This is a genomic window from Roseateles toxinivorans, assembly GCF_004362525.1.
Classification (GTDB): domain Bacteria; phylum Pseudomonadota; class Gammaproteobacteria; order Burkholderiales; family Burkholderiaceae_C; genus Paucibacter; species Paucibacter toxinivorans.
The window spans coordinates 457789-483686 of record NZ_SNXS01000001.1 but is presented as its reverse complement, the minus strand read 5'-3'; the positions used below and the strand labels follow the sequence as shown (position 1 = coordinate 483686).

General features: G+C 66.1%; 25 protein-coding genes and 1 tRNA gene. 7 read left to right on the top strand and 19 right to left on the bottom strand.

Annotation, left to right across the window (positions count from 1 at the left end):
• Positions 1 to 204 precede the first annotated feature (204 nt).
• The 4 genes from DES47_RS02225 to guaB form a co-directional block, all read right to left on the bottom strand.
• Positions 205 to 1266: a GAF domain-containing protein gene (locus DES47_RS02225; protein ID WP_133699021.1), complete on the bottom strand. Its 1062-nt coding sequence runs from the start codon at positions 1264 to 1266 to the stop codon at positions 205 to 207.
• 187 nt (positions 1267 to 1453) lie between these two features.
• Positions 1454 to 3052 (bottom strand): glutamine-hydrolyzing GMP synthase, encoded by a 1599-nt coding sequence (gene guaA / locus DES47_RS02215; protein WP_133699020.1) that lies wholly within the window; start codon positions 3050 to 3052, stop codon positions 1454 to 1456.
• A gap of 19 nt (positions 3053 to 3071) precedes the next feature.
• The gene (locus tag DES47_RS02210) at positions 3072 to 4295 is read right to left on the bottom strand and encodes an MFS transporter (RefSeq protein WP_133699690.1); all 1224 of its coding nucleotides are present in this window, start codon (positions 4293 to 4295) and stop codon (positions 3072 to 3074) included.
• 71 nt (positions 4296 to 4366) lie between these two features.
• Entirely contained in the window at positions 4367 to 5845 is a 1479-nt protein-coding gene (gene guaB, locus DES47_RS02205; RefSeq protein ID WP_133699019.1) for an IMP dehydrogenase, read from the bottom strand.
• Between the two features lie 155 nt (positions 5846 to 6000).
• Here guaB and DES47_RS02200 point away from each other — a divergent pair, with 155 nt between their 5' ends.
• Positions 6001 to 6528: a DUF4124 domain-containing protein gene (locus DES47_RS02200; protein ID WP_133699018.1), complete on the top strand. Its 528-nt coding sequence runs from the start codon at positions 6001 to 6003 to the stop codon at positions 6526 to 6528.
• Positions 6529 to 6604: 76 nt separating this feature from the next.
• Here the strand turns inward: DES47_RS02200 and DES47_RS02195 are convergent, their stop codons facing one another.
• Both DES47_RS02195 and DES47_RS02190 read right to left on the bottom strand, forming a co-directional pair.
• Positions 6605 to 6919, bottom strand: coding sequence for an RnfH family protein (locus DES47_RS02195; protein ID WP_166651811.1), 315 nt, complete (start codon positions 6917 to 6919; stop codon positions 6605 to 6607).
• Positions 6906 to 7361, bottom strand: a complete 456-nt coding sequence (locus DES47_RS02190; protein ID WP_133699017.1) for a type II toxin-antitoxin system RatA family toxin — start codon at positions 7359 to 7361, stop codon at positions 6906 to 6908. The genes DES47_RS02195 and DES47_RS02190 overlap by 14 nt, the downstream gene beginning before the upstream one ends.
• A gap of 47 nt (positions 7362 to 7408) precedes the next feature.
• Here DES47_RS02190 and smpB point away from each other — a divergent pair, with 47 nt between their 5' ends.
• Entirely contained in the window at positions 7409 to 7867 is a 459-nt protein-coding gene (gene smpB, locus DES47_RS02185; RefSeq protein WP_133699016.1) for an SsrA-binding protein SmpB, read from the top strand.
• 21 nt (positions 7868 to 7888) lie between these two features.
• Here the strand turns inward: smpB and DES47_RS02180 are convergent, their stop codons facing one another.
• The 7 genes from DES47_RS02180 to DES47_RS29510 form a co-directional block, all read right to left on the bottom strand.
• Positions 7889 to 9079 carry a PLP-dependent transferase gene (locus tag DES47_RS02180; RefSeq protein WP_133699015.1) on the bottom strand — a complete coding sequence of 397 codons (1191 nt, stop codon included), beginning with the start codon at positions 9077 to 9079 and terminating at the stop codon, positions 7889 to 7891.
• 87 nt (positions 9080 to 9166) lie between these two features.
• The gene (gene rimO, locus DES47_RS02175) at positions 9167 to 10555 is read right to left on the bottom strand and encodes a 30S ribosomal protein S12 methylthiotransferase RimO (protein WP_133699014.1); all 1389 of its coding nucleotides are present in this window, start codon (positions 10553 to 10555) and stop codon (positions 9167 to 9169) included.
• 52 nt (positions 10556 to 10607) lie between these two features.
• Positions 10608 to 11207 (bottom strand): polyhydroxyalkanoate synthesis repressor PhaR, encoded by a 600-nt coding sequence (gene phaR, locus DES47_RS02170; RefSeq protein ID WP_133699013.1) that lies wholly within the window; start codon positions 11205 to 11207, stop codon positions 10608 to 10610.
• 108 nt (positions 11208 to 11315) lie between these two features.
• Positions 11316 to 11816 carry an FxDxF family PEP-CTERM protein gene (locus DES47_RS02165; RefSeq protein ID WP_133699012.1) on the bottom strand — a complete coding sequence of 167 codons (501 nt, stop codon included), beginning with the start codon at positions 11814 to 11816 and terminating at the stop codon, positions 11316 to 11318.
• Between the two features lie 14 nt (positions 11817 to 11830).
• Complete coding sequence (locus tag DES47_RS02160) at positions 11831 to 13405, bottom strand: DUF4331 domain-containing protein (protein ID WP_133699011.1); 1575 nt, start codon at positions 13403 to 13405, stop codon at positions 11831 to 11833.
• 168 nt (positions 13406 to 13573) lie between these two features.
• Positions 13574 to 14023: a 2-oxoglutarate and iron-dependent oxygenase domain-containing protein gene (locus DES47_RS29515; RefSeq protein ID WP_279537273.1), complete on the bottom strand. Its 450-nt coding sequence runs from the start codon at positions 14021 to 14023 to the stop codon at positions 13574 to 13576.
• A complete protein-coding gene (locus DES47_RS29510) occupies positions 13990 to 14268 on the bottom strand; it encodes a 2-oxoglutarate and iron-dependent oxygenase domain-containing protein (RefSeq protein ID WP_279537272.1) in 279 nt (92 codons plus the stop codon). The genes DES47_RS29515 and DES47_RS29510 overlap by 34 nt, the downstream gene beginning before the upstream one ends.
• Before the next feature lie 147 nt (positions 14269 to 14415).
• Between DES47_RS29510 and DES47_RS02150 the strand changes: the two genes are divergently transcribed.
• Positions 14416 to 15009 (top strand): RBBP9/YdeN family alpha/beta hydrolase, encoded by a 594-nt coding sequence (locus tag DES47_RS02150; protein ID WP_133699010.1) that lies wholly within the window; start codon positions 14416 to 14418, stop codon positions 15007 to 15009.
• 104 nt (positions 15010 to 15113) lie between these two features.
• Here the strand turns inward: DES47_RS02150 and DES47_RS02145 are convergent.
• The 3 genes from DES47_RS02145 to DES47_RS02135 all read right to left on the bottom strand — a co-directional run bounded on the left by DES47_RS02145 (position 15114) and on the right by DES47_RS02135 (position 18375).
• A tRNA-Val gene (locus DES47_RS02145) sits at positions 15114 to 15190 on the bottom strand.
• 55 nt (positions 15191 to 15245) lie between these two features.
• Positions 15246 to 17519: a RelA/SpoT family protein gene (locus tag DES47_RS02140; protein ID WP_133699009.1), complete on the bottom strand. Its 2274-nt coding sequence runs from the start codon at positions 17517 to 17519 to the stop codon at positions 15246 to 15248.
• A complete protein-coding gene (locus tag DES47_RS02135; protein WP_133699008.1) occupies positions 17509 to 18375 on the bottom strand; it encodes an alpha/beta fold hydrolase in 867 nt (288 codons plus the stop codon). Before DES47_RS02135 ends, DES47_RS02140 begins: the two co-directional genes overlap by 11 nt.
• 51 nt (positions 18376 to 18426) lie before the next feature.
• On the opposite strand from DES47_RS02135, the gene DES47_RS02130 reads away from it, so the two are divergent.
• The gene (locus DES47_RS02130) at positions 18427 to 19209 is read left to right on the top strand and encodes a 3-hydroxybutyrate dehydrogenase (protein WP_133699007.1); all 783 of its coding nucleotides are present in this window, start codon (positions 18427 to 18429) and stop codon (positions 19207 to 19209) included.
• A gap of 7 nt (positions 19210 to 19216) precedes the next feature.
• Here DES47_RS02130 and DES47_RS02125 read toward each other — a convergent pair whose 3' ends face one another.
• The gene (locus DES47_RS02125; protein WP_133699006.1) at positions 19217 to 19912 is read right to left on the bottom strand and encodes an SIMPL domain-containing protein; all 696 of its coding nucleotides are present in this window, start codon (positions 19910 to 19912) and stop codon (positions 19217 to 19219) included.
• A 147-nt stretch (positions 19913 to 20059) separates the two neighbouring features.
• On the opposite strand from DES47_RS02125, the gene ompR reads away from it, so the two are divergent.
• A complete protein-coding gene (gene ompR, locus DES47_RS02120) occupies positions 20060 to 20794 on the top strand; it encodes an osmolarity response regulator transcription factor OmpR (protein ID WP_133699005.1) in 735 nt (244 codons plus the stop codon).
• A 48-nt stretch (positions 20795 to 20842) separates the two neighbouring features.
• The gene (locus DES47_RS02115) at positions 20843 to 22174 is read left to right on the top strand and encodes an ATP-binding protein (protein ID WP_133699004.1); all 1332 of its coding nucleotides are present in this window, start codon (positions 20843 to 20845) and stop codon (positions 22172 to 22174) included.
• Here the strand turns inward: DES47_RS02115 and ispF are convergent.
• Positions 22171 to 22677, bottom strand: a complete 507-nt coding sequence (gene ispF, locus DES47_RS02110) for a 2-C-methyl-D-erythritol 2,4-cyclodiphosphate synthase (RefSeq protein WP_133699003.1) — start codon at positions 22675 to 22677, stop codon at positions 22171 to 22173. The two genes, DES47_RS02115 and ispF, sit on opposite strands and share 4 nt — an antisense overlap.
• A 54-nt stretch (positions 22678 to 22731) precedes the next feature.
• On the opposite strand from ispF, the gene DES47_RS02105 reads away from it, so the two are divergent.
• Positions 22732 to 24966 (top strand): patatin-like phospholipase family protein, encoded by a 2235-nt coding sequence (locus DES47_RS02105; protein ID WP_133699002.1) that lies wholly within the window; start codon positions 22732 to 22734, stop codon positions 24964 to 24966.
• Here DES47_RS02105 and DES47_RS02100 read toward each other — a convergent pair whose 3' ends face one another.
• Positions 24967 to 25710: a helix-turn-helix domain-containing protein gene (locus tag DES47_RS02100; protein WP_133699001.1), complete on the bottom strand. Its 744-nt coding sequence runs from the start codon at positions 25708 to 25710 to the stop codon at positions 24967 to 24969.
• Positions 25711 to 25898 lie beyond the last annotated feature (188 nt).

The following is a 25898-nucleotide window of genomic DNA, read 5'->3' as shown; positions in this document are numbered from 1 at the left end:
AAAGAGAACGCGCCGCACACCAATTGCGGTTCTTGCGGCGCGGGATGAGCGCTCGGCTATGGCGCGCGCCTCATGAACGCACTGCTTGAATGGAGGCAGCAGCGTACAGAACCACTCCAATCATGCGCGCGTTTATTCACCGGGCATGACGCCAGCCTGCCGGCGACTCAAGGCCACCACAGCCAAAGGACCGTGCGGCTCAGTTCAGCCGGGGAAGTTGGGTGCATTGCTCCGGGCGCCCTCTCCGCCGCGGCCGTAGATCCACTGCAGGTTGACGCTGGTCACCAGGCAACAAGCCTGCCCCAGATACTCGATGGGCTTCGCGTTGAAGACTTCCTGATGCTCGGTGCCTTGCGCATCCCGCACCCTGAGTACCAGATTGCGGACCTTTCCGTCGGCATTCAAGGTCCTGTAAAACTGCTCCCTGTCCTCCGGCACGAGGCCATAGGCATGCGCAGAGGAGACGCTGCCGATGATGTCGGCACGGTCCATGCCGTACCAGCTGCATAGGGCATCATTGACCTCCAGTATTCGCCGCTCGGCAATCGAGAGAATGGCCATTGGCACCGGTGCACAGTTGAACAGCGCGCGAAAACGGTCAAGCCCAGCTTCGACTTGAAGTTGGGCGGCGAGTCGTTCCCTGTTTCGTTCAATGCCGTCCAGGGCAAGGGACAAGTCCTCCCCGAGTTCGTCGAGCGACCGCAGAAGTTCGGCGTCGAAATAGTCCCGTTGATCTGCGCACAGCATCAACGCCGCCACCACACTGCCGGCGCGCCTCAACGGAATCCACGCGATCGCGCGAACGCCCTGCGCGACGGCCTCCTCCCGCCATCGCCCGGCCCGCGGATCCAACACATAGTCATTGCTGACCAGCCGAACACCGTCAAACAGCACTTGAGCGGTGTAGGTCCCCCGCAGCTCCGGAGTATTCATGTCCAGTGTCTGCGGCACGTTCTCCAGCAACTTGACGGCTGGACCGGCGCTGGCCACGCGGTGAACCAACATGCCGTCCAGGACATAGACGCTGGCCAGCACTGACTTTCCGGTATCAACGCAGATGTCGCAGGCTTCGCGCCACAACTCTGCGTCGGACTGCACGCGCAGGATCATGCGATCGGCATGCGAAAGCGTGCGTAAAAAGCTGTTCAACCTTGCGGCCCTGATCAGCTCCCGCCTCTGCGCAGAACACTGACGCGCCAAAAGCACCACCAGGAGCACGACAACCCCGAGCACCATGAAGGCCACTGAACTGTCTAGGCCCATCATCTGCAACTTCGCCTCAATAGCGACGTACGCTACCAGCGGCGCACCCTGCCAAGCAGGCTACCACGCAGCGTGAAGACTCGACCTGACCCGTCGGCGCAGTGGCCGAAGACCCATCCGTCGGAGCGCAGACTCACGGAGATTCGGCACTACGACTGTCACTCCCTAATTGGCCCGGCACAACGTTAGGTCACTCCCACTCAATTGTCGCCGGCGGCTTGCTCGACACGTCGTAGGTCACACGGTTGATGCCGCGCACCTCGTTGATGATGCGGCCCGACACCTTCTTCAGCAACGCGTAGGGCAGCTCGGCCCAGTCGGCGGTCATGAAATCGCTGGTCTGCACGGCACGCAGGGCCACCACATAGTCGTAGGTGCGTCCGTCGCCCATCACGCCGACGCTCTTCACCGGCAGGAAGACGGTGAAGGCCTGGCTGGTCAGCTGGTACCAGGTCTTGCCGGTGGCCGGGTCTATGGTGTTGCGCAGCTCCTCGATGAAGATCGCGTCGGCGCGCTGCAGCAGCGTCGCGTACTCCTTCTTCACCTCGCCGAGGATGCGCACGCCCAGGCCCGGGCCGGGGAACGGATGGCGATAGACCATGGCCTCGGGCAGGCCCAGGGCCAGGCCCAGTTCGCGCACCTCGTCCTTGAACAGTTCGCGCAGCGGCTCCAGCAGCTTCAGGCCGAGTTGCTCGGGCAGGCCGCCGACGTTGTGATGGCTCTTGATCGTGACCGCCTTCTTGGTCTTGGCGCCACCCGACTCGATCACGTCCGGATAGATCGTGCCCTGGGCCAGCCATTTTGCGCCCTTGGCGCCCGCCCCCTTGAGCTTGCCGGCCTCGGCCTTGAAGACCTCGACGAACTCGCGGCCGATGATCTTGCGCTTCTGCTCCGGGTCGCTGACACCCTTCAGATGACCCAGGAACTGCTCGCTGGCGTCCACATGGATGACCTTGGCATGCAGCTGGCCGACAAACATGTCCATCACCATCTGGCCTTCGTTGAGGCGCAAGAGGCCGTGGTCAACGAACACGCAGGTCAGCTGGTCACCGATGGCGCGGTGTATCAGCGCCGCGGCGACGCTGGAGTCGACGCCGCCGGACAGACCCAGAATGACCTCCTCGTCGCCAACCTGTTCGCGGATACGGGCCACCGCCTCGTTGACGTAGTCGCCCATGATCCAGTCGCCCTTGCAGCCGGCAATATCGCGCACAAAGCGGGTCAGCAGGGCCGCGCCCTGCACCGTGTGCGTGACCTCGGGGTGGAACTGCACGGCGTAGTAGTGCTTCTCCTCATTGGCCATGCCGGCAATCGGGCAGCTGGGCGTGGAGGCCATCAGCTTGAAGCCCGGGGGCATGGCCGTGACCTTGTCGCCATGGCTCATCCAGACCTTGAGCATGCCGTGGCCATCGGGCGTGGCGAAGTCCTCGATGCCCTTGAGCAGCTCGGTGTGTCCGTGGGCCCGAACCTCGGCATAGCCGAACTCGCGGTGCGTGCTGGCCTCGACCTGGCCGCCGAGCTGCACCGTCATCGTGAACATGCCGTAGCAGATGCCCAGCACCGGCACGCCGCTGTCCCACACCGCCTGCGGTGCGCGCAGGTCGTGTTCTTCGTAGGTCGAGGCATGCGAGCCCGACAGAATGATGGCCTTGGCACCGAAGCTGCGGATGAACTCGTCCGACACATCGTTGGGATGGACTTCGCAGAACACATGGGCTTCACGCACGCGGCGGGCAATCAGCTGGGTGACCTGGGAGCCGAAATCGAGGATCAGGATCTTGTCATGCATGGTTGGAGTCCAAAGTTTTTTACAGCGCGTGGCCGCCGGCCAGAACGGCCTTGCGGGCCCGCTCGCGCGTGAAGTGACGCAGGGCCAGCAGCATCGCCGCCAGCTGCAGCAGCGCGCAGAAGTAGTAAGGCAGGCCGATCAACCAATGGCCCTTGGGCAACTCTGAGACCAGGGTCAGGAGGCCGCCGCCGACGACCGGTGCGGCCACCGCCATCAGGCTGTTCAGCGAGGCCATGGCGCCCATCGTCGCGCCCTGGGCACTCGCGTCGGCCGCGTTCGAGAACAGGCTCTGGATCGCAGCCGCCGCCGAGAAGCCCAGCAGATTGCAGAAGATCACCGCATACATCATCCAGCCCTCGCTGGCCGCGCCCCACAGCGCGAAGCACAGGCTGGACGACAGCAGGCCCAGCACGGCCAGACGCTGGGCCGAGAAGATCTTCAGCAGCTTGCCCAGCAGAAAGCCCTGCACCAGCACCGAGGTGATGCCCACGGCAAACAGCGACAGGCCGTTCTCCTTCGGGCCCCAGCCGAACTTGAAGTGGGTGTAGAGAACCCAGGTCGAGTGCAGGATGAACTGGGCCAGCGCGCTAAGGCCTATCACCGCGACCAGGCCACCGACGCCCTTCAACTGGCTCAGGGCCTTCAGCGAGCTGATCGGGTTGACGCGGGCCCAGTTGATCGTCTGCCGGCGCTCCACCGGCAGGGACTCGGGCAGCACGAAATAGCCGTATAGCCAGTTCATCAGCGCCAGCGTGCCGGCCACGAAGAAGGGCAGATGAAGATTGATCTCACCCAGCAGCCCGCCGGCCACCGGGCCGAGGATGAAGCCCATGCCGAACATCGCGCCCAGCAGGCCGAAGCGTTTGGCGCGGTCTTCGGGCGGGGTGATGTCGGCCACATAGGCGTTGGCCACCGCCGCATTGGCCTGCATCGCACCCGAGAACAAGCGCACCGCGATCAGCATCCACAGGGCCGTGGCCATGGCGGTGACGAAGAAGCTCAGGGCAAGGCCGCTGAAGCCGATCAACAGCACCGGCCGGCGGCCATAGCGGTCGGACAGCGCCCCCAGCACCGGCGAACCGAAGAAGTTCGCGATGCCGAAGGCGAAGGAGACCGCCGCGAACCAGAAGGCCTGGTCGGCCTGCGAGCCCGCAGTGAAGGTGCCCACCAGCGGCGGCAGGACCGGGATGATCAGGCCGATCGCCACCATGTCGATCAGCACGGTGATCATGATGAAGGACATGGCGGCCTTGCGGCCGCCCGCCGCCGGGACCGCAGCGACGGGTGTCGTTGATGAATCAGCCACGGATGCCCTTACTCCATGCGGTAGTTGGGCGCTTCCTTGGTGATCTGCACATCGTGGACATGGCTTTCGCGAATGCCGGCCGAGGTGATCTCGACGAACTCGGCCTTGTTGTGCATGTCTTCAATGGTTTCACAGCCGCAGTAGTGCATGGAGGCGCGCAGACCGCCAGCCATCTGGAAGATGATGGACACGACCGAGCCCTTGTACGGCACCTGACCCTCGATGCCTTCCGGCACCAGCTTGGTGGTGTTGGGGTTGTTCGGGTTGTTGGTCGCGCTGTCCTGGAAGTAGCGGTCGGCCGAGCCCTGCTGCATGGCGCCCATCGAGCCCATGCCACGGTAGCTCTTGTAGGTGCGGCCCTGGTACAGGATGACCTCGCCCGGTGCCTCTTCGGTGCCGGCGAACATGCCGCCCATCATCACGCTGTTGGCGCCGGCCGCGATGGCCTTGGCCAGGTCACCGGAGAAGCGTATGCCGCCGTCGGCAATCATCGGCACGCCGGAGCCCTTCAAGGCTTGCGTGACCGCGTCGATGGCCATGATCTGCGGCACGCCGACACCGGTGACGATGCGCGTGGTGCAGATCGAACCGGGGCCGATACCGACCTTGACCGCGTCGGCGCCAGCCTCGGCCAGGGCCAGGGCGGCCGCGCCGGTGGCGATATTGCCGCCGATCACATCAACATTCGGGAAGTTCTGCTTGACCCAGCGCACGCGCTCGATCACACCGGCGCTGTGGCCGTGTGCGGTGTCCACCACCAGGCAGTCGACGCCGGCCTTGACCAGCAGTTCGACGCGCTCCTCGGTGCCCTCACCCACGCCCACAGCGGCGCCGACGCGCAGCTTGCCCTGGGCGTCGCGTGCGGCATTCGGGAAGCTGGTCTGCTTGGTGATGTCCTTGACAGTCATCACGCCCTTCAACTCGAACGCGGCATTGACGACCAGCACGCGCTCCAGCTTGTGCTTGTGCATCAGCGCCTTGCCCTCTTCGAGCGTGGCGCGTTCGCCGACGGTGATGAGGCGCTCGCGCGGTGTCATGATCTCGCGCACCGGGGCGTCCAGGCGGGTCTCGAAACGCAGGTCGCGGCCGGTGACGATGCCGACCACCGTCTTGCCCTCAAGTACCGGGAAGCCCGACACGCCGTGCTGGGCCGACAGCGCCATCACCGCACGCACCGTCACATCGGGTGTGATGGTGATCGGATCCCGCAGCACGCCGGATTCGTAGCGCTTGACCTTGGCGACCTGCGCGGCCTGCTGCTGCGCGGTCATGTTCTTGTGGATGATGCCGATGCCACCCTCCTGCGCAATGGCGATCGCCAGGCGGGACTCCGTGACCGTATCCATCGCGGCGGAAACCAGCGGCAGATTCAGGCGGATATTGCGGGTGAACTGGGTGGCAAGAGAGGTGTCGCGAGGCAACACATGGGAGTACGCTGGCACCAACAACACATCGTCGAAAGTGAGCGCTTTTCCTAAAAGGCGCATGAGAGAGGCTCCTGACGCAAAAGCGGATTATACGGAAGCCGTTGCGACCCCCGCCGATGTGAGGTTTGATACGTGGTGTAAGTCACGCGCCGCGCATTGTCTGGCCGTCTGGCGAGGGCTAAACTGGCCTGTGTCTTTTCTCGGGCTGTAAACACATGACAACCGTGCGCGCGCATCTGATCTTCGCCCTGCTGGGCCTGGCCCTTTGCCAGCCAGCCGCGGCGCAATGGAAGTGGCGCGATGCCGAGGGCAAGGTCCAGTACAGCGACCGCCCGCCGCCAGCCGGCGTGGCCGAGAAGGACATCCTGCAGCAGCCCGCCTCGGCGACCAAGCGCATTCAGGTCATCAGCACGGTGCCGCTCGGTGGTGCCGCCTCGGCGCCTGCCGAAGCCGCCCCCAAACCCAAGGTCGAGAGCAAGGCCGACGCCGAACTCGAGGCCCGCCGCCGCAAAGCCGAGCAGGAGCAGGTGGCCAAGGCCAAGGCCGATGAGCAGAAGAATATCCAGATCAAGCAGGAGAACTGCAGCCAGGCACGCAGCTACCTGCGTACCTTGGAAGACGGCATGCGCGTTTCGCGCACCAACGACAAGGGCGAGCGCGAGATCCTCGACGACAAGCAGCGTGCGGCGGAGATCCAGCGCGCCCGCGGCGTCATGAACAACGATTGCGCCAAGCCACAGTGAAGCCCTAGCCCGTCCGCTTGTATCGCGGCCGGGCCTTCGCCAGCCGGGCCAAGGCTTCCGCCTTGTCCGTGCGGGCTCAGCGGCGCGGGTTGGGCCTCACGCGCTTGCTCTTGTCGCCAGGGCTGCGGTAGCGCAGGCGCCGCGCCTCCTTGGGATCCACGGTCAAGGGTCGGTAGATTTCGATGCGGTCGCGGTCGCGCAGCAGGGTGTCGGGCGGCATCACGCGACCCCAGATGCCGACCTTCCGGGCCGGGTCGAAGACCACACCGCTTTGCACCAGCGCCTGGGCCAGACTGGTGCCGGCCGCCACCCTGAGTTCAAGCCGCTCGACCTGCGCTGCCACAGGGCTGTGCACCACTTCTATCGCCAGCAAAGGCTCAGCGAGGCCCATAGACCTGCTCGGCGCGCTGCACAAAGCAGTCGACAAAGGTGTTGGCCACACGGTCGAACACCGGGCTCAGCACCGCCTCCAGCGCCTTGCTGGAGAAGGCATAGCGCAGATCGAACTCGATCTTGCAGGCCTGTTCGGCCTCACCCCCCGGCTTGCCCAGCGGCAGGAACTGCCAGGTGCCGTCCAGCAGCGAAAACGGGCCATCGACCAATTGCACGCTGACGCGCCGATCCGTCTCATGCTCGTTGCGGGTGGTGAAGGCATGGCGCACGCCGGCGTAGGACAGGCCCAGGCGGGCCGTCATGCCACTCTCGGTTTCGGACAAGACCTCGGCACTGTCACACCAGGGCAGAAACTGCGCATACTCGCGCACCCCGGTCACCAGGGTGTACATCTCGCGCGGCGAGTACCAGAGCAAAACTGACTTCTTCACGTGCTTCATACAATGCAGGGATTGTATTGGCGCCCTTCGCCACAAATTAAGCCCCCATGTCCATCGCAGAAAACCGTCGTGCCCGTTTTGACTACCACATCGAGGAACGCTTCGAGACCGGCCTGGTGCTGGAAGGCTGGGAGGTCAAGGCGATCCGTGCCGGCCAGGTCCAGCTGACCGATGGCTATGTGACCATACGCAATGGCGAGCTCTATCTGATCGGCTGCCGCATCAATGCGCTGCGCACCGCCTCGACCCACGTCAACCCCGAGGCCGACCGCACCCGCAAGCTGCTGATGCACAAGGCCGAGATCAAGCGCCTGATCGGCAAGGTCGAGCAGCGTGGCTTCACCCTGGTGCCGCTGAACCTGCACTACAAGGGCGCGCGGGTGAAGGTCGAGATCGCACTGGCCAAGGGCAAGGCCGAGCACGACAAGCGCGACACCGAGAAGAAACGCGACTGGGAGAGAGAGAAGGGCCAGCTGATGCGGCACAAGGTGTCGGCCAAGAGCTGAGCGCGCCCTGCCCTCAGGCACTCAAGCAGCCAGCTGCCGCAGCGCCTGCTCGATGTCGGCGCGCAGATCGGCCTCGGCCTCCAGGCCGATCGCAAATCGCACCAGGTGGCCACCCGCATAGGGCAGCGCCAGGTTTCGACTGTGCGTCATGTCGTAGGGCACTGCCAGGCTCATCGGCCCGGCCCAGGAATAGCCGATGCCGAACAGCTGCAGCGCATCGACGAAGGCATCGACCTGCTCTTGGGTGTAGTCGGCCTTGAACACGACCGAGAACAGGCAGCCGGCGGCCGTGCAGGTCTCGGCCCAGAAGCTATGCCCCGGCGAGCCGGGCAGCGCCGGATGCAGCACCTGGGCGATCTCGGGCCGCGTCGCCATCCACTCGGCCAGGGCCCGCGTCGTGCGGTCCTGGGCGTGATAGCGCAGCTCGACGCTGGGCAGGCCGCGCAGCACCAGCTCGACGTCATTCATGCCCACGCCCACGCCCAGCTGGCGGTGTGCATGGCTGATGCGCTTGTGCAGCCCGTGGTCCGCGGTGACGATGGAGCCCATCAGCACGTCGGCGCCGCCCGAGGGGTACTTGGTCAGCGCGTTCATCGACACGTCGACGGCGAGGCCTCCTTGGCGGTTCTCCAGGTCGAAAGGATTGAAGGCAAGACCCGACCCCCAGGTATTGTCCAGCGCCACCAGCACGCCCTTTTCGCGGCAGGCCCGCACCAGGCCCAGCAGATCCGGATACTCCATCGTGATCGAGCCGGCCGCCTCGACCCACACCAGCTTGGTGGCCGGCGTCAGCATGGCGGCCAGTGCGGCGGCATCCAGCGGGTCATAGACGCGGTGGGTGACGCCGAAGTCTTCCATCAGGCCTTCGGAGAACACGCGGTTCTGACCGTAGACGTTGTCCGGTATCAGCACCTCGTCGCCGGGGCGCAGCAGGCCGAAGTTGATGGTCGTGATCGCGGCCAGGCCGCTGGGTGCCAGCAGGCAGTGCTTGCCGCCCTCCAGGGTGGCCACACGGGCCATCAGGGTGAAGCTGGTCGGGGTGGCATGCAGGCCGTAGATATAGCCCTCGTCGCGCGCCACCGGGCGGCGCATCTCGGCGCAGTCCTTGAACAGAATCGTCGAGGCCTTGTACACCCCGGTCGGGATGGCCGCATAGCCTTCGGGGGCTTGGTAGGGGTGGTGGATCTGTTCGGTGCTGGGGGCGCGCTTCATCGGTCGATTCGATTCCAAGGTGTTGTAGCCCGGATGCAATCCGGGACAAGACAAGGCAAGACGCCCCCGGATTGCATCCGGGCTACGTCAGATGGGCTGGGCAATCAAGTCATGCCCGTCGGTGGACACGACTCGGGCCTTGGTGAACTCACCCACCTTCAGCGTCTTCGAGGCCTTCTCCGGCGGCAGCAGGCGCACCACGCCATCGATCTCGGGGGCGTCGGCATAGCTGCGGCCGATACCACCCTTGCGACCCATCGCCGGTGCGGAATCGACCAGCACCTGCAGGGTCGCACCGATGCGGCGCTTCAGCTTCTCGGTCGAGACGGCCTCGGCCACCGCCATGAAGCGGGCGCGGCGTTCCTCGCGCACTTCCTCCGGCAAGGCGCCGTCAAGGTCATTGGCCGTGGCGCCGCCGACCGGCGAATAGGCAAAGCAGCCGGCGCGGTCGATCTGCGCCTCGCGCAGAAAGTCCAGCAGCGATTCGAACTGTTCTTCGGTCTCGCCGGGGAAGCCGGCGATGAAGGTGCTGCGGATGACAATCTCGGGGCAGATCTCGCGCCAGCGCAGGATGCGCTCCAGATTGCGCTCGCCGCTGGCCGGGCGCTTCATGCGCTTGAGCACCTCGGGATGGGCGTGCTGGAACGGCACGTCCAGATAGGGCAGCACCAGGCCTTCGGCCATCATCGGGATGATCTCGTCCACATGGGGATAGGGATAGACGTAGTGCAGGCGCACCCAGGCGCCATGCTTCTTGGCCATCTCACCCAGCGAGGCCACCAGATCGAACAGCTTGGTCTTGACCGGCTTGCCGTCCCAGAAACCGGTGCGGTACTTGATGTCCACGCCATAGGCGCTGGTGTCCTGGCTGATGACCAGCAACTCCTTCACGCCCGATTCGAACAGGCGCTGCGCCTCGCCCAGCACTTCGCCGATCAGGCGCGAATCGAGGTCGCCGCGCATGCTCGGGATGATGCAGAACGAGCAGCGGTGGTTGCAGCCCTCGGAGATCTTCAGGTAGGCGTAGTGCTTGGGCGTCAGCTTGATGCCCTGCGCAGGCACCAGATCGACAAAGGGGTCGTGGGGCTTGGGCACATGCAGATGCACGGCGTCCATCACCTCCTGCGTGGCGTGGGGCCCGGTCACCGCCAGCACGCTGGGGTGCATCTCGCGCACCAGGCTGCCCGCGTCGGCGCTGCTCGCACCGGCCTTGGCGCCCAGGCAGCCGGTGACGATGACCTTGCCGTTCTCGGCCAGCGCCTCGCCAATGGTGTCCAGGCTTTCCTTGACGGCATCGTCGATGAAGCCGCAGGTGTTGACGATCACCAGATCGGCGCCGGCAAAGGTCTTGGAGGTTTCGTAGCCTTCGGCGCGCAACTGCGTCAGGATCAGCTCGGAGTCAGTGAGTGCCTTGGGACAGCCGAGGGACACGAAGCCGATTTTGGGGGCGGAGGCAGCCGCAATGATTTCGCTCATAGGCGCGATTTTGACTCATCCCGCTGACACCGCAGGATGAGCCGGCCCGGATTCAGGTCTTGGGCGGGAAGCCGGGCACGCCAGGAATCCCGGGGAAAAGGCTGCCGGCCTGCTTCTGCATCTGCTCCTGCATCTGCACGAACAGGTTCTTGCTCTGCTCCAGATAGCTGCCCATCAGGCCCTGCATCACCGGCGCCTGGCCGTTGAGGAACTGGGTCCACATCTCGGGGCTGAAGCTCTTGGGGTCGTAGAGGCCCTTGGTCGGGTCGCTGAGCTTGGTCTGCAGGTCCACCAGGGTCTGCATATTCTTCTCAAGGTAGGCGCCCATCATGCCCTGCATCGCATGACCGTAGAAACGGATGATCTGGGCCAGCACCTGGGTGCTGAACATGGGCATGCCGCCGGTTTCCTCTTCCAGGATGATCTGCAACAGGATGCTGCGCGTCAGGTCTTCAGAGGTCTTGGCGTCGCGCACCTCGAAGATGGTGGCTTCCAGCACCATCTTCTTGACGTCGGCGAGCGTGATGTAGCTGCTGGTCTGGGTGTCGTAGAGCCGGCGGTTGGGGTACTTCTTGAGGATGCGCACCCCCGGCTTGGCCGATGCGGTTTCGTCCTTGGCGTCCGCAGACGCGCTGCGGCGAGCAGTGACCATGTAGCAAGCTCCTTGTGCAAGTGCAGCAAAGATTCTAGGAGCCCGCTCCGAGCGCCCCCGAAAGGGTTTACCCGCGCGGGCCCCTCCGGCGGGCGCTGGGTGGAGCTTTCAGGCCCCTCGCCTGCGCCGGGCAGCAAGCGCCAGGCCGACCAGACCGGCCAGCATCAGGGCATAGCTCTGCACCTCGGGCACGGCTACCGTGATGGCGCCGCTGTACGAGCCCGCGCCCAGCGGGTTGCCGTCACCGTCCAGCACAGCGCCGAACACGGTCAGGCTCAGCGGGGTGCCGCTGCTGACCTGGGCCTGGAACATGAAGTCGGTCTGGCCCAGCTCGGGGAAGTAGCTGAAGTCCTGCCCGTTCAGGCTGGCGCTGAAGAAGCTGACCGGCCCGGCAAGGCTGGACAGGGTCACCGACACCAGGCCATCAACGGCCGCCGGCTTGAAGCTGAAGGTATCGACAAACAGGCCGTCAACCGCCTGGGTGAAAGCACCCGACTGCAGGCCCGGCCCGGCCGGCATCAGCAGCACCGGATCGGGTGGCGCAGCCCATGCCAGGCTGGTGGAGCCGGCAAGGGCGATGGCACCGAAAATGCGTTGATGAAATTTCATGATGGCGTCCTTCTTCACTTGGCGCCCGGGATCGGCGTGTCGAGGTAGGGAAAGGCCGGCATCAAGGGCCGGGTCGCCTGGTCCACCGCGTCATGCAGACTGAACGCGGTGCTGCCGAGCGGCACGGCGGTGGGTTTGCAACTGGCGCCGAAGCCCAGCGCATTGGCATTGCCATTGGCCATGCACAGGCCACCCATCATCGCGATCAGCGAGATATCGACCACATCGTCCTTGGGCCGACGGCCATTCGGATAGCCGGCAAAGTCCGAGCCACCGGCCAGGATGCTGCCGACGATGCCCAGCCGGTTCTGGTTCGCAAAGGGCACGGCCGGTATGGCCGTGTTCAGGCGCTGCATTTCCGACGGCGTGATCATGCCCAGCTGGTTGACGCCCTGAATGCCGGTCAGGAAGGTTGTCACCAGGTCATTGCGCCCGGCGTTGCTGGGGGCAAAGGCGCCGGCAGCCTGGCCGAAGGCGACCTCGATCAGCGCCGGCAGCGTCGGATTCGTCACATAGTCGGCGAACTGAAGATCGTCCTTGGGGCTGGAGCTGTTGAAGCGGTCCTTGTCGGGCAGACCGATCACCACCTCGTTGACCAGGGGCATGCCCAGGCGCGAGACTTGCGTCCAGCCACCGCCCGGAATCAGGGTCGTGGCATGGCCCTTGGCAGGGCTTGGCGTCAGGTACTGGCCCTGGCGCAGGCTGGCGCTGGTCCAGCCGCCAATCACGGGGTGTGTGGCATCCGCGACCAGGCAGCTGGCTGCCACCTCGATCGCCAGTTCGGTCACGTTCTTGTCGGCCAGATCGTCCTTGCCGGCAGCGATCAGGCCCGGATCGGTGATCACGCCCAGCGGCGCATTGACCAGATCGAAGATCACGCCCAGATTGACGGCGAACGGGTCCTTGCGCTGGCCGACGAAGACCCGTCCTGGCGTGGCGCAGCCGGGGATGTTGACCTCATGCACATGCTGGGCGGCGTAGCCCGGATAGTCCGGAATGGTCTTGCTGCCGATGTTGTCCACCGGCTTGTCGAACACCGCAGAGCCGCTGCCAACGTGGGTCAGGGCCGCGCTCAGGCCGGTGCGGCGGTCGCCGCGGATGACGTTCACGCTGAAGCTCTCGTTCAGGTTCAGCGCCGCGGCGTTGGATGCGCTGACGACACCGGCCTGGATGATGGGAATCGGCACCGACTTGTTGTTGATCAGCAGCGCGATCGCCTTCAATGTGTTCTTGAAGCGGAACTGGAAGGTGATGTCTTCCCGCGCATCGCCGTTGTTGTCGATATGAATCTCGTAGAGCGCGTTCGGGTCCAGCGAGAAGTAGTTGGGCCCGCCATAGCCGTCCTGCAGCGGCAGGTAGTTGGCAATCAAGGTCACGAAGCCGGCCCGGCCGCCCGAGCCGTCGGCGGCCACGCCCTCGTAGCTGTTGAACATATAGAAGTCGGCGGCGTCCACCTTGGGCTGGGTGGTGATGAACGGCGCCTCGCGGTGGCTGGATGCCTGCGCGACGCTCAGATAGCCGCCCAGGCAAGCGCCCAGGCACAGCGCGGCGAGCCGCCGCCGCGATGCGGTTGAGTCAGTGGTCTTCATGCGTTGGTCCTCGAAGTGATTGGCCTTCCCGGCCTGCTTCACAGCAGGCGCGGAGTCGTGAGCAGCGCTCCATGGCAACGCGCTCAATCACCGTACGCGGACCCCGGACCGGCGGATGCGGGCCGCCAGGCCGCCGGGAACTTCGTTCTAGGGGGGTCGCTCGGGGCGCTACAGCACCTGCTGCTGCAGCTCCGGGAACACCTTGCCAATCTTGCCCAGCAGGTAGTCGCCATAGCTGCCGGCAAAGGTGTGCACATTGCTCTGGTCCCAGCGCGAGCCGCTGTCCTCCTCGGGCGCGGGCCGGCTGGGATAGTTGAACAGGCGGAACAATATCAGCGGGTCGGCCGTGTAGCGGTCCGCGAAGTAGTCGGCCGGCAGCTCGAGGCTCAAGGCGATGCCGCGCATCAGCGCATGGCCCAGGCCGGTGACGGCTTCCAGATAGGCCAGCACCGTGTCACGAAAACCCGGCAGATCCGGCCACAGATTGGGCCCATGCACCGGCGTGCCGGCGCGCACCAGCGGATGGTCCGGGCCAAGCTCGCTGCCCAGGTACAGGCCCTCCTTCCAGTCCGGCATGCCCGAGGTCAGCTCGCCGCCGGTCTTGAAATAGCCCGCCATGCCCGCCCGCCCAACGCCATGCGCCATTGCAGCTTGGTGGTTTCGTCCAGCGCAAAGAACTGGCGGCTCAGGCGCTCCAGCTCATCAATCAGCGGCTGCGGCACCGCATGGCCGACGGCATAGAAGAAGCCGTGGGCGCGGCAGGCCAGGGCAATCTGCTGCGCCACTGCGCCCAGCGCCTCGGCGCCGGCTCGCGGGTCCGACAGCGCCTGGACGTTGATGACCGGAAGTTGTTGTGTTGCCATGGGAGTGATGGTCAGGGCTGATGCCATGCAGGTCGCGAAGCACTCTTCATGAGCTTATGACGGATTAGCAAATACAAAAACCATCGTTCCCTGAACAAGCTGTTGTTGGCAAGCTGGCTGGAACGTGACAACAGCCAGGAGCTCACCATGAGCACGCCCTATCGCCCACCTCGTCTACTGATCATCCCCGGCCTGCGCGACAGCGGGGTGGCCCATTGGCAGACCTGGCTGCAGCAGCAGTACCGTGATGCACGCCGCGTCGTGCAGCGCGACTTCAGCCGACCCGATCTGCAGCGCTGGGCCGACCGCATCCACAGCTCGCTGGACAGCGCCGGTGGCGGCGAGTGGATCGCCGTGGCCCACAGCTTCGGCTGCCTGGCGCTGGCACGCCACCTGCACGAGCACCCTGACTCACCGATACGCCAGGCCCTGCTGGTGGCACCTGCCGAGCCCGACAAGTTCGGCCTGGCCGAGCTGCTGCCGCATCAGCGCCTGGGTCCGCCCAGCACCCTGGTGGCCAGCCAGAACGACCCGTGGATGAGCGCCTCCAGCGCGCTGCGCTGGGCCAGCCGCTGGGGCTCGACCTTCACCAACCTTGGCGCGGTGGGCCATATCAATACCGAGTCGGGCTTCGGCCCCTTCCCCTTCGCCAAGCGCTGGGTCGAATCCGCCAAGGCCCGTGCCGCGCGCGACCATAGGTCGCATCACGCCGCCTTCGGCGAATGGTCGTTCGCGGTCTGAAGCTTCAACGCCTCACCCGCCGTGACGGCGCAACGCCGATTTGATTCGGAAAACAAAAAAGCTCCAGACCGATGAAGTCTGAAGCTTTTTGATCCTACCAATTTTGGTAGGCGCGATTGGACTCGAACCAACGACCCCCACCATGTCAAGGTGGTGCTCTAACCAGCTGAGCTACGCGCCTAAGAGCCTCGCAGTATATACCGGAAAATCAAGGCGCCGCAAGATTTGCGGAAAAATCATTTTCGTCTTGCGCCGCGCACGCCGTTGACCTGGCACACGCTGCGCAGCACCTGCTGCAGTCGGGCCGAGTCCGCGACCTCGACGGTGAAGGTCATCCAGGCGGTGTCACCCTTGGCGCCGCGGGTCGCCTTCATCGACTGGGTGTTGACGCTGGTGACGTTCATCTTCTCCTTGGCGAACACGTCCAGCACATCGCGCAGCAGGCCCTGCCGGTCGGTTGACTCGACCATCACATCGACCGGATAAACGCTGGGCGCCGTGCTGCTGGCCGTGCCCCAGGTGACCGGGATCTGCCGCTCGGGTGCGCTGCTGGCCATCTGGCGGAAGTTGCTGCAGGCGATGCGGTGGATGGCCACACCCTTGCCGCGGGTCACGTAGCCACCGATCGCATCCGGTGGCGCCGGGCGGCAGCAGCGGGCGAGACTCGTCAGCAGCGAATCGACACCGACCACCAGCACGCCGCCCTTGGGCGCGGCGCCACCGGTGCCTGGTCGTGAGTAGCGCTTGGCCAGCCATTCGTCCTCGGGCTGCACAGGTTCAACCGGGCGCAGCAGCGTCTCGATATTGCGCAGCGAGAACTCGTCCTTGCCAACGACCTCGAACAGCGCATCGGCGCTCTTGAAGCCCAGCTGCGAGGCCAGGTCTTCGAGCTTGACGGCCGTCTTGCCCTCGCGCTGCAGCAGCTTCTCGACCAGCTCGCGGCCCTTGGCCACCGTCTGCGCCTGGGCCAGCGCATTGAACCAGGCCCGCACCTTGGCCTTGGAGCGCTGGCTTTGCAGATAGCCCAGCTCGGCATTCAGCCAGTCCAGCGACGGGCCGCCCTCCTTGATGGCGATGACCTCGACCGTCTGGCCACTTTTCAGCGGTGTGTTCAGCGGCACCATCACCCCGTCGACCTTGGCGCCACGGCAGCGGTGGCCCAGATCGGTGTGCAAGGCATAGGCGAAGTCGATCGGTGTGGCGTTGGCGGCCAGTTCGACGATGGTGGCCTGCGGCGTGAACACATAGATGCGCTCGTCGAACACGGCCGGTGCGCCGCCGGTCTGCCCGGTGTCGGATTCGACGCCGGATTCGACAAAATCCCGCTCCCAGGCCAGCAGCTGGCGCAGCACCGCCTTGCGCGCCTGGGCCACCTGGTCCTCGAAGTCACCCACCGCGCTGACGCCGGCGTAGCCCTTGGCGCCCGCCTCCTTGTAGGCCCAGTGCGCGGCTACGCCGTGCTCGGCATGCTCGTGCATCGCGCGGGTGCGTATCTGCACCTCCATCGGCCGCTCCTGCGCGTCCAGCACCACGGTGTGCAGCGACTGGTAGCCATTCGGCTTGGGCTTGGCGATGTAGTCGTCGAACTCCCCGGCCACCGGCTTGTAGTGCTCATGCAGATGGCTGAGCACCGCGTAGCAGTCGCGCAGCTCGGGAACGATCACACGCAGCGCGCGCAGATCGAACACGCGCTCGATGTTCAGGCCCTTGCCCTGCATCTTCTTCCAGATGCTGTACAGATGCTTGGGCCGGCCCTGCACCTCGGCGGCAATGCCCTGGGCCTTCAGCTCGTCCTGCAGCGCACAGCGTGCACTGTCCACGCCCTGAGCGCGCTCGATGCGCTTTTCGTCCAGCGAGCGGGCGACGCGGCGGTAGTTCTCGGGGTCGAGGAAGCGGAAGGACAGGTCCTCGATCTCCCATTTGATCTGCCAGATGCCCAGGCGGTTGGCCAGCGGCGCGAACACCTGCAGAGACTCGCGCGCCAGCGCCCGTGGGCATTCGGTCTTGGTGGCGGCGAAGAAGCGCAAGGTCTGCAGCCGCGAGGCCAGGCGCAGCAGCACCACGCGAAGGTCACGCGAGAAGGCCAGCAGCATCTTGCGCACGCGCTCGGTCTGCACCGCCTTCTGTTCCTCGCCGACCTGGGCCTCGCGCGCGGCGCGCTGGATCTGCACCAGCTTGCGCGTGTGCGTGACCAGGCTGGCATAGGACTCGCCAAAGGCCTTGCTGACCACCTCCTCGGGCTTGGCCAGATAGTCGCCGGCATAGACCAGGTAGGAGGCCGCGCGCATCGAAGGCGCGGCGCCGATGGACAGCAGGATCTCGGATACGCCATCGGCATGGGCCAGTGCCTCCTCGCCGGTGTCCAGCATCTCGCCGGACAGCAGCGGCTCGGCAAAGGCGCGCGCACGCTCCAGCGGTGAGGCTTCGCCGACGGGGCCGGGGCCGCTGGCCTCCAGCAGCGCGACTATTGGGGCGGCCGTCTCAGGGCGGGCCGCAAGCTCAGTCTTCATTCAGGAAATCTTGCACCACTTGGATTTGTTCATCGCTCACCAAGGTCGGCGCATGGCCGACGCCGGCAAACTCGTGCAGCCGCGCCTTGGGTCCGCGCTGAGTCATGGCCTGGGCGGTGGCGGCCGACAGCAGATCGGAGTCCGCTCCGCGCAGCAGCAGGGTCGGCTGGCGCAGCGCGTCATAGGCCTGCCACAAGGCCGCCTCGCCGGCCGACGCCAGCTCGGGCGTGACGCCGCGAAACGGCACGGCGATCTGCGGATCGTAGTGCAGCTTCAGACCTGTCCCTTCCGCTTTGAACATCGGCCTGGACAGCGCCAGCCATTGCTCCGGCGTGTGCGGGCCGAAGCTCTGCGAGATCGTCCACAGATAGGCGGCACCCTGCTCCACTGTCTCCACATGCAGGGGCATGCCCAGATAGGTGCCGATGCGCTGCAGCGCCTGGTACTGGATCGCAGGGCCCACATCATTGAGCATCAGCCGGCGCACCGGGGACTGCGGCAGCGCAGCGAGGCCCAGGCCAATCAGCCCGCCCATCGAGGTGCCCAGCCAGTCCACCTGGGCCACATCGAGCCGGGCCAGCAGAGTGACCATATCGGCCACATAGGCCGGGATCTGGTAGCCCTGCGGGTTGGCCAGCCAGTCCGACTGGCCGCGGCCCACCACATCGGGGCAGATCACCCGGTAGCGATCGCTCAGGCGCTGCGCCAAAGTATCGAAATCGCGCCCCTGCCGGGCCAGCCCGTGCACGCAGACCAGCACCCTCGGGTTGCTGCGCTCGCCCCACTCCCAGTACGCCATCCGATGCAGGCCGGAAGCGCCCAGACATTGCACATTGTTCAGCCTCGGTTCCGCCATGATGTGATCCTTCTTTGATAATGGATCGTAGCAACCCTTAGGAGTACTGACATGTTGAAAGGTAAATGCGCCTTGGTGACCGGCTCCACCAGCGGCATCGGCCTGGGCATCGCTTTGAGCCTTGCCCGCCAGGGCGCGAACATCGTGCTGAACGGTTTTGGTGACGCCGAGGCGCCCAAGGCCGAGGTCGCGGCAGTGGGCAAAGATCATGGAATTCGGGTGGGCTACCACGGCGCCGACATGAGCAAGCCTGCCGAAATCGAGGCCTTGATGGCCTACGCCCAGGCCGAATTCGGCGGTGTCGACATCCTGGTCAACAACGCCGGCATCCAGTATGTGGCGCCGGTGCAGGACTTTCCGGCCGAGCGCTGGGACGCCATCATTGCCATCAACCTGAGCTCGGCCTTCCACACCACCCGTCTGGCCGTCCCGGGCATGCTGGCCAAGGGCTGGGGCCGCATCATCAACGTCGCTTCGGCCCATGGGCTGGTGGCCTCGGCGCAGAAGTCGGCCTATGTGGCCGCCAAGCATGGCTTAGTGGGCTTCACCAAGTCGGTGGCGCTGGAAACGGCCACCAGCGGCATCACCGTCAACGCGATCTGCCCCGGCTGGGTGCTGACGCCTCTGGTGCAAAAGCAGGTGGACGCCCGCGCCGCCGCCGAGGGCGTGGATGGCGAGGAGGCCAAGCGCCGCATGCTGGCCGAGAAACAGCCCTCGCTGCAGTTCACCACGCCCGATGAGCTGGGCGAACTGAGCGTTTTCCTGTGCTCTTCCGCCGCCAACAATGTCCGCGGGCAAGCCTGGGCCATGGATGGCGGTTGGACCGCTCAGTAGCCTGGCCTTATTTGGTCATCTGCACCGTGCCGTTGACCGAGACAGTGACCGTGGCCTTGCCGGCCTCCACCGGCAGGGCCTCGTCGGCCGCGGCGCCCATGGCCTTCGTCCGCGGTGAGGCCATGGCCGCGTAGCGCATCGGCTCATCGCCGCTGATGCTGATCTCGGCAATGCCGTAGCCGGTATAGCCGAACTGCTTGGCATAGTCGGCTGCCTTGGCGCGGTAGCGGGCGATCGCCTGGGCCGAGACCTCGGCCTCGGCGCGCTCGCGCTGCTCGCGCGACAGGTTGTAGCCCACGCGGGCAATCGTCATCGTGCTGATGCGGCCGGTCAGCTGGGCGATGGCCGGGGCATCCTTGCCCTCGACCAGGAGCTCGGCCGTGCCCTGCCAGCCGGTGATGCCGCCCTTGCTGCTGTAGCGCGGGTAGAGCGAGAAATTGCCGGTCTGCACCTCGACCAGGCCCGGCCTGGCGGCCTTCTTGGCTTCGGCCAGGGCCGCGTCCAGCGCCTGTTTCAGTCCGGACTGCACCGTCGCCGCATCGGTGCCTTCACGGGTGGTGCTGAAGGCCACGGCCAGCACATCGCGCGTCACCTCCACCGAGGCGCTGGCATTCAGGCTCAGCAGGTCACGCCTCACCGGGTCGGCGGCCTGGGCCGTGACGGCGCCAAGCGCCAAGGACAGCAGTGCAACAGTCTTTTGCATCTTCAAAACTCCCTGAAATCCGTAACAACGCAGTTTGACCGCCAAGGGTAGCGCTCAAAGCGCAAGATTTGTAACCGAAGGTCAGTTACAAACTCAAGACCGGCAAAGCTCGCCACAATGGCGCTGTTACAAATTTCGAGGCCTGCCATGAGCACCGCTGCACCCGCCCGCCCCAACCGCATTGCCGTCGTCGATGACGATGCGCGCATCCGCGACCTGCTGCGCCGCTATCTGACGCAGGAAGGCTTCGAGGTCCTGCTGGCCGAAGATGGCAAGTCGCTGAACAAGCTGCTGACCCGCGAGACGGTGGACCTGATCGTGCTCGATCTGATGCTGCCCGGCGAGGATGGCCTGTCGATCTGCCGGCGCCTGCGCGCCGCCAATGACCTGACGCCCATCATCATGCTCACCGCCAAGGTCGAGGAGGTGGACCGTATCGTCGGCCTCGAGGTCGGTGCCGATGACTACATGCCCAAGCCCTTCAATCCGCGCGAGCTGCTGGCCCGCATCCACGCCGTGCTGCGCCGCCGCCCGGCGATGGAAGCCCCCGGCGCCCCGACCAAGGAGGCGATGACGGTCAATTTCGGCCCGTTCGAGTTCGATCTGGCCCAGCGCCGCCTGACCAAGGATGGCGAGCAGCTGCAGCTGACGACCGGCGAGTTCTCGATGCTGAAGGCCCTGGTACGCCACCCGCGCCAGCCGCTCTCGCGCGACAAGCTGGCCCAGCTCGCCCGCGGCCGCGAGTTCGAGCCCTTCGACCGCAGCCTGGACGTGCAGATCTCGCGCCTGCGCAAGATGCTGGAACCCGACCCGACCCAGCCGCGCTATATCCAGACGGTCTGGGGCGTGGGCTATGTCTTCGTGCCGGATGGCACGTCCTGACCCCCGCGTGACCCCGTCCCCGGCTCGGACTCAGGCAAGATCGGGCCCATGTCCGTGAGCAAGCTCGCCCTGAGTCTCTTCTGGCGCACCTTCTTCCTGCTGGCCATGCTGCTGGCCGGGGGAGTGTTCGCCTGGGTGCAGACCTTTCGTGCGCTGGAGGCCGAGCCGCGCGCGCTGCAGTCGGCCCAACAGCTGGCCAGCCTGGTCAATCTGACGCGCAGCGCCCTGCTGCAGACCGATGGCATCAACCGCATCGCCATGGTCAAGACGATGTCGGACGAGGACACGGTCAAGGTGCTGCCGCGCGAAAAAGGCGACCGCTGGCAGGCCTATGAGTCAGACACCTTCACCCGCAGCATTGCCGACGGCCTGCGCGCCCAGTTGGGCCCGGGCACCGTGGTGGCCAAGAGCGTCAATGACCAGGCCGGCCTGTGGGTCGGCTTCAACATCGACACCGACCCGTTCTGGCTGCGCACCGACCTGGCCCGCGTGCAGCCGGTGAGCCTGGAGATCTGGGGGCCCTGGGTGGCGATTGCGCTGATCGCAACCATTCTCGGCTCGGTGGGCATCGCCCGGCTGATCAACGAGCCGCTGCGCGAGCTCAGTTCGGCGGCCAGCCGCATCCGCGAGGGCGAGTACGACTCGCGCCTGGACGAGAACACCCGCACCAGCGAGATCCGTGAGGTCAATATGGGCTTCAACCGCATGGCACGCGAGCTGGCCAAGGTGGACGAGGACCGCGCCGTGATGCTGGCCGGCATCTCGCACGACCTGCGCACGCCACTGGCACGCCTGCGGCTCGAGGCCGAGATGAGCGTGCACGATGAGGAGGCACGCCGCAATATGGCGCTGGACATCGACCAGCTCGACGCCATCATCGACAAATTCCTTGACTACTCACGCCCCGGCGAGGTGATGCTGGAGCCGGTGCCGCTGGCCCTGCTGGTCGAGCGCGAGATCAACGCCTTCCGCAACCCGGAGCAGATCCGCATCCGGGCCCAGGTGCCGGGCGACATCATGGTGCTGGCCGACGACACCGAGCTGGGCCGGGTGCTGCAGAACCTGTTCGAGAATGCCCGCCGCTACGGGCTGAGCGCCGCAAGCGGCATGGCCGAGGTCGAGGTCAGCGCCGAGCGTGTCGGCGCCTTTGTCAATATCCGCGTGCGCGACCACGGCGCCGGCGTGCCGCCGGAAAAGCTAGCCCAGCTGACCACGCCCTTCTTCCGCGGCGACACCGCCCGCACCGCCGCCACCGGTGCCGGTCTGGGCCTGGCCATCGTCGAGAAGGCGCTGCAGCGCATGGGCGGCAGCCTGGAGCTGCAGAACGCGCCGGGCGGCGGCCTCTTGGCCATCGTGCAGATGCGCCGCACCGCCGCTTAAGCCGCGTCGCTCACCGGCCGGGGCACCAACAGGCACACGGCCCGCGTCTCGATCGCCCTGCCCTCGCCCACCGGCCCCATCTTCTCGGCCGTCTTGGCCTTCACATTGATCTGGCCCGGGTGCAGCTGCAGCACTTCGGCAAGCCTAGCCACCATGGCCGGAATGTGCGGCGCCATCTTGGGCGCCTGGGCAACGATGGTGGCATCGATATTGCCCACCACCCAGCCGGCGGCGGCCACCCGGGCCTGGGCCTCGGCCAGCAGCACCATCGAGTCGGCGCCCTTGAACTCGGCCGCGGTGTCGGGAAAGTGACGGCCGATGTCGCCCAAAGCGGCCGCGCCCAGCAGCGCGTCGGTGATGGCATGGGCCAGCGCGTCTGCGTCCGAATGGCCCAAGAGGCCGTGGCTGTGGGGAATGGTGATGCCGCCCAGAACCAGGGGGCGGCCGGTGACGAGCGCATGGGTGTCCCAGCCCTCGCCGATGCGAAACGGTGCGTGTGTCATGCCGACAGCGTAGCGCATCGGTTATGGTCGCGGCTTTGCGCCGCGCTGAAGCCCATGCTTGAACACCTAGCCCCACGCTTGCTGAGCGCTTTGCTCGCAGCCTGCGCCATCGGCCTGCCGACGGCCGCGCAGGCCCAGGCCGCCACTCGGGATGCCGCGCCGCTGCGCCCCCGTGTGGCCCTGGTGCTGTCGGGTGGCGGCGCGCGGGGCCTGGCCCATATCGGCGTGCTGCGCGAGCTGGAGGCGATGCGCGTCCCGGTGGACATCGTGGTGGGCACCAGCATGGGTGCCGTCGTCGGCGGGGCCTTCGCCGCCGGGCGCAAGGTTGACGAGCTGGAGGCCTTTGTACGCCAGGCCAACTGGGACGGCATCCTGGCCGACCGCCCGCCGCGCCAGGAACTGGCCTTTCGCCGCCGCGAGGAGGACCTGGTCGTGCCCTCGCGCATCGAGCTGGGCCTGGGCCGGCAAGGCATCGCGCTGCCGCCGGCCGCGGCCGGCAACAGCGCCTTGGAGTTCACTCTGGAACGCCTGGTCGCCGAGGGCCGCGGCGACTGGCCGGTGAATCAGCTGGCCCTGCCCTTTCGCGCCCTGGCCACCGACCTGGCCACCGGCGAGCTGAAGCAGCTGACCGACACGCCGCTGTTCCTGGCCATGCGCGCCTCGCTGGCCGTGCCGGGCGTGTTCGCCCCGGTGCGGGTCGAGGGCCGGCTGGTCGTCGACGGCGGCCTGGTGCGCAATCTGGGCGTGGACGTGGCCCGCGAGATGGGCGCGCAGATCATCATCGCCGTCAATGTCGGCACGCCGCTGATGGACGAGAAGGACATCACCAGCGCCGTCAGCGTGGCCAACCAGATGCTGCAGATCCTGACCGAGCAGAACGTCAAGCGCTCGGTGGCCGAGTTGAAGCCCGTTGACGTGCTGATCTCGCCCAAGCTGGGCGATGTGAGCTTCATCGACTTCAAGCGCTTCGACGCCGCGATTGCCGCCGGCCGCGAGGCGGCCCGGGCGGTGGCGCCTCGGCTGCAGGCCCTGGCCTTGTCGGCCGAGGCCTATGCCGAGCAGGAACTGGCCCGTCAAATCACCCCGGTGGCCTTGGCAAGGGCGCTGCCGCTGGCAAGTCTGAAGGTCCAGGGCACGCGCCATGCCGATCCCGAGACCGTGCGCGCCGAGACCGGCCTTGAGCTGGGCAAGCCCGTGACCCTGGCCGAGGTCAACAAGGCCGCCGCCGCCCTCTATGGCAGCGGTGACTTCGACCGCGTCGAAACCCAGGTCAGCGACCAGGACGGCAGGCGCCACGTCAATATGAATCTGACCGAGGCGCAATGGGGCCGCAGCCGCATCCGCCTGGGTCTGGAGCTTTACAGCAACTTCGGCGAGAGCAATCGCTTCACCCTGGTGGCCATGCATGTGGCCTCGCTGCTCAACGACTGGGGTGGCGAGCTGCGCAGCGTGGCCCGCCTGGGCAACCGGCGTGGCTTCAGCAGCTCGTTCACGCAACCGCTGGGGCCGGGTTCGGCCTGGTATCTGAGCCCTGGCTTCAGCTACGAGGACTCAGGCTTCGACGCCTTCGAGCAGGGCCGCATCACATCGCGCTGGGGCGCGCGCGAGCGTTCGGTGTCGCTGGCGCTGGGGCGCCGGCTGGGACAATGGGGTGATCTGCAGGTCGGCGTGGGCCGGGTGCAGTCCAGCGCACGGCAGCTGCTGCCCGAGGTGGCCGATCAAAGCGACGCCCAGGTCTCCGTCGCCGCCTACTACGCGCAATGGCGGGTGGACACGCTGGACTCCGTGACCTTTCCCAGCCGCGGCAATCTGATCGACGCGCGCATCGAACGACTGCGTCTGCCGCAGGGCAGTCCGCACCATCGCCTGAACTTCCTCGGCCTCAGCGCCTTCAGCTGGGGCAGCTGGGCCGGCCATGTCTACACCGAGTGGGCCCATTCGCAGCTGGGCTCGACGAGCTCGCTGGGCGGATTTCTGCGCCTGTCGGGCCTGCCTGACAACTCGCTCAGCGGCAGCAGCATAGGCTTCGGCCGCTTCGTGATGGCCAAGCGGCTGGGCGAAATGCCGGTGGGCCTGGGCGGGGCCATACGCGCCGGCTTCTCGCTCGAAGCCGGCGCAGGCCGAGAGCGCAGCCAGGCCCTGGGCCGGGCCGACCTCCGGCTGGCGACCAGCATGTTCCTGTCGGTCGACACCCGTTTCGGCCCGCTCTACCTGGCCGTGGGCAGCGCGCGCTCCAGCGGCAATGTGATCAGCAATGCGGCCTATCTCTACTTAGGTCCATTCTGGTGATCAGGGTGCCGCCCCCCTTCGCATCGCCGTGAACGGACTAAACTCCCAGGAGCGCAGCCCCACCAGCAGGGTGTAGCCGTCGCGCTCGACCGGTTTCAGGCGCTGGTCGTCCTGGTGCTTGTGGGCCAGCTCGCCGGCAAGCTGGCGGATCTTCTGCACCAGTTCCTGGGCGCTGCCCTGCGACAGTCGGCCATGGACCAGCAGCAGGGTCTCGCCCTCGCCGTCGAAATTGCCCTTGAAGTAGTCATCGACAACATGGTCGCGGAAGAACTGCTGCACGGGCCCGTCGGCACGCCAGCGGAAGGCCCGTGACACACGCATGCGGTAGCGGTTCAGCGGCTTCAGCTCGATCAGGCCTAGGCGGTCGAGCTTGACCAGGTACTGGATGCACTCCGGCGCGGTCAAGGTGTAGGTGTCAACGATCTGCTCGAAGGTCCACTGGCCCAGGCAGCAGATCGACACCAGCAGCAGCCGCGGGTCGCTGACCAGCGAGCGCTCCTGAGCCAGGGTCAGGGTATCGGCATGGGGCGTGGCATCGGCCGCCTGGCGCAGCAGGTCTTCCATCGAGATGCCCACCGCCTTGCAGACCTGGGCCAGGCGCGACAGCGACATATCGCCCTGGGCAAACACCCGCTTCATGCTGGACTCGCTCATGTTCAGCGCCTTGGCCAGCACCTTGTAGGTCATGCCCACGCCGCGCATCTCGGCGCGCAGGACCTGCATCACGATCTCGGGCGAACTCATGCTTGCCTCCTCCTTGACATTGAGGTGGCCATAGTAGCGGATATCGGTACGTCAAGCGCCAAACACCGACCTCACGTACAAGAAGCTGGTACGCAACGCCCATGACGGCAACACTGCGACCCGTCGTGATCGTGCCCCGCAACGCAAGAGATTCCCCGGCTTCGCAGGCAGATGACGCGCTCAACCCT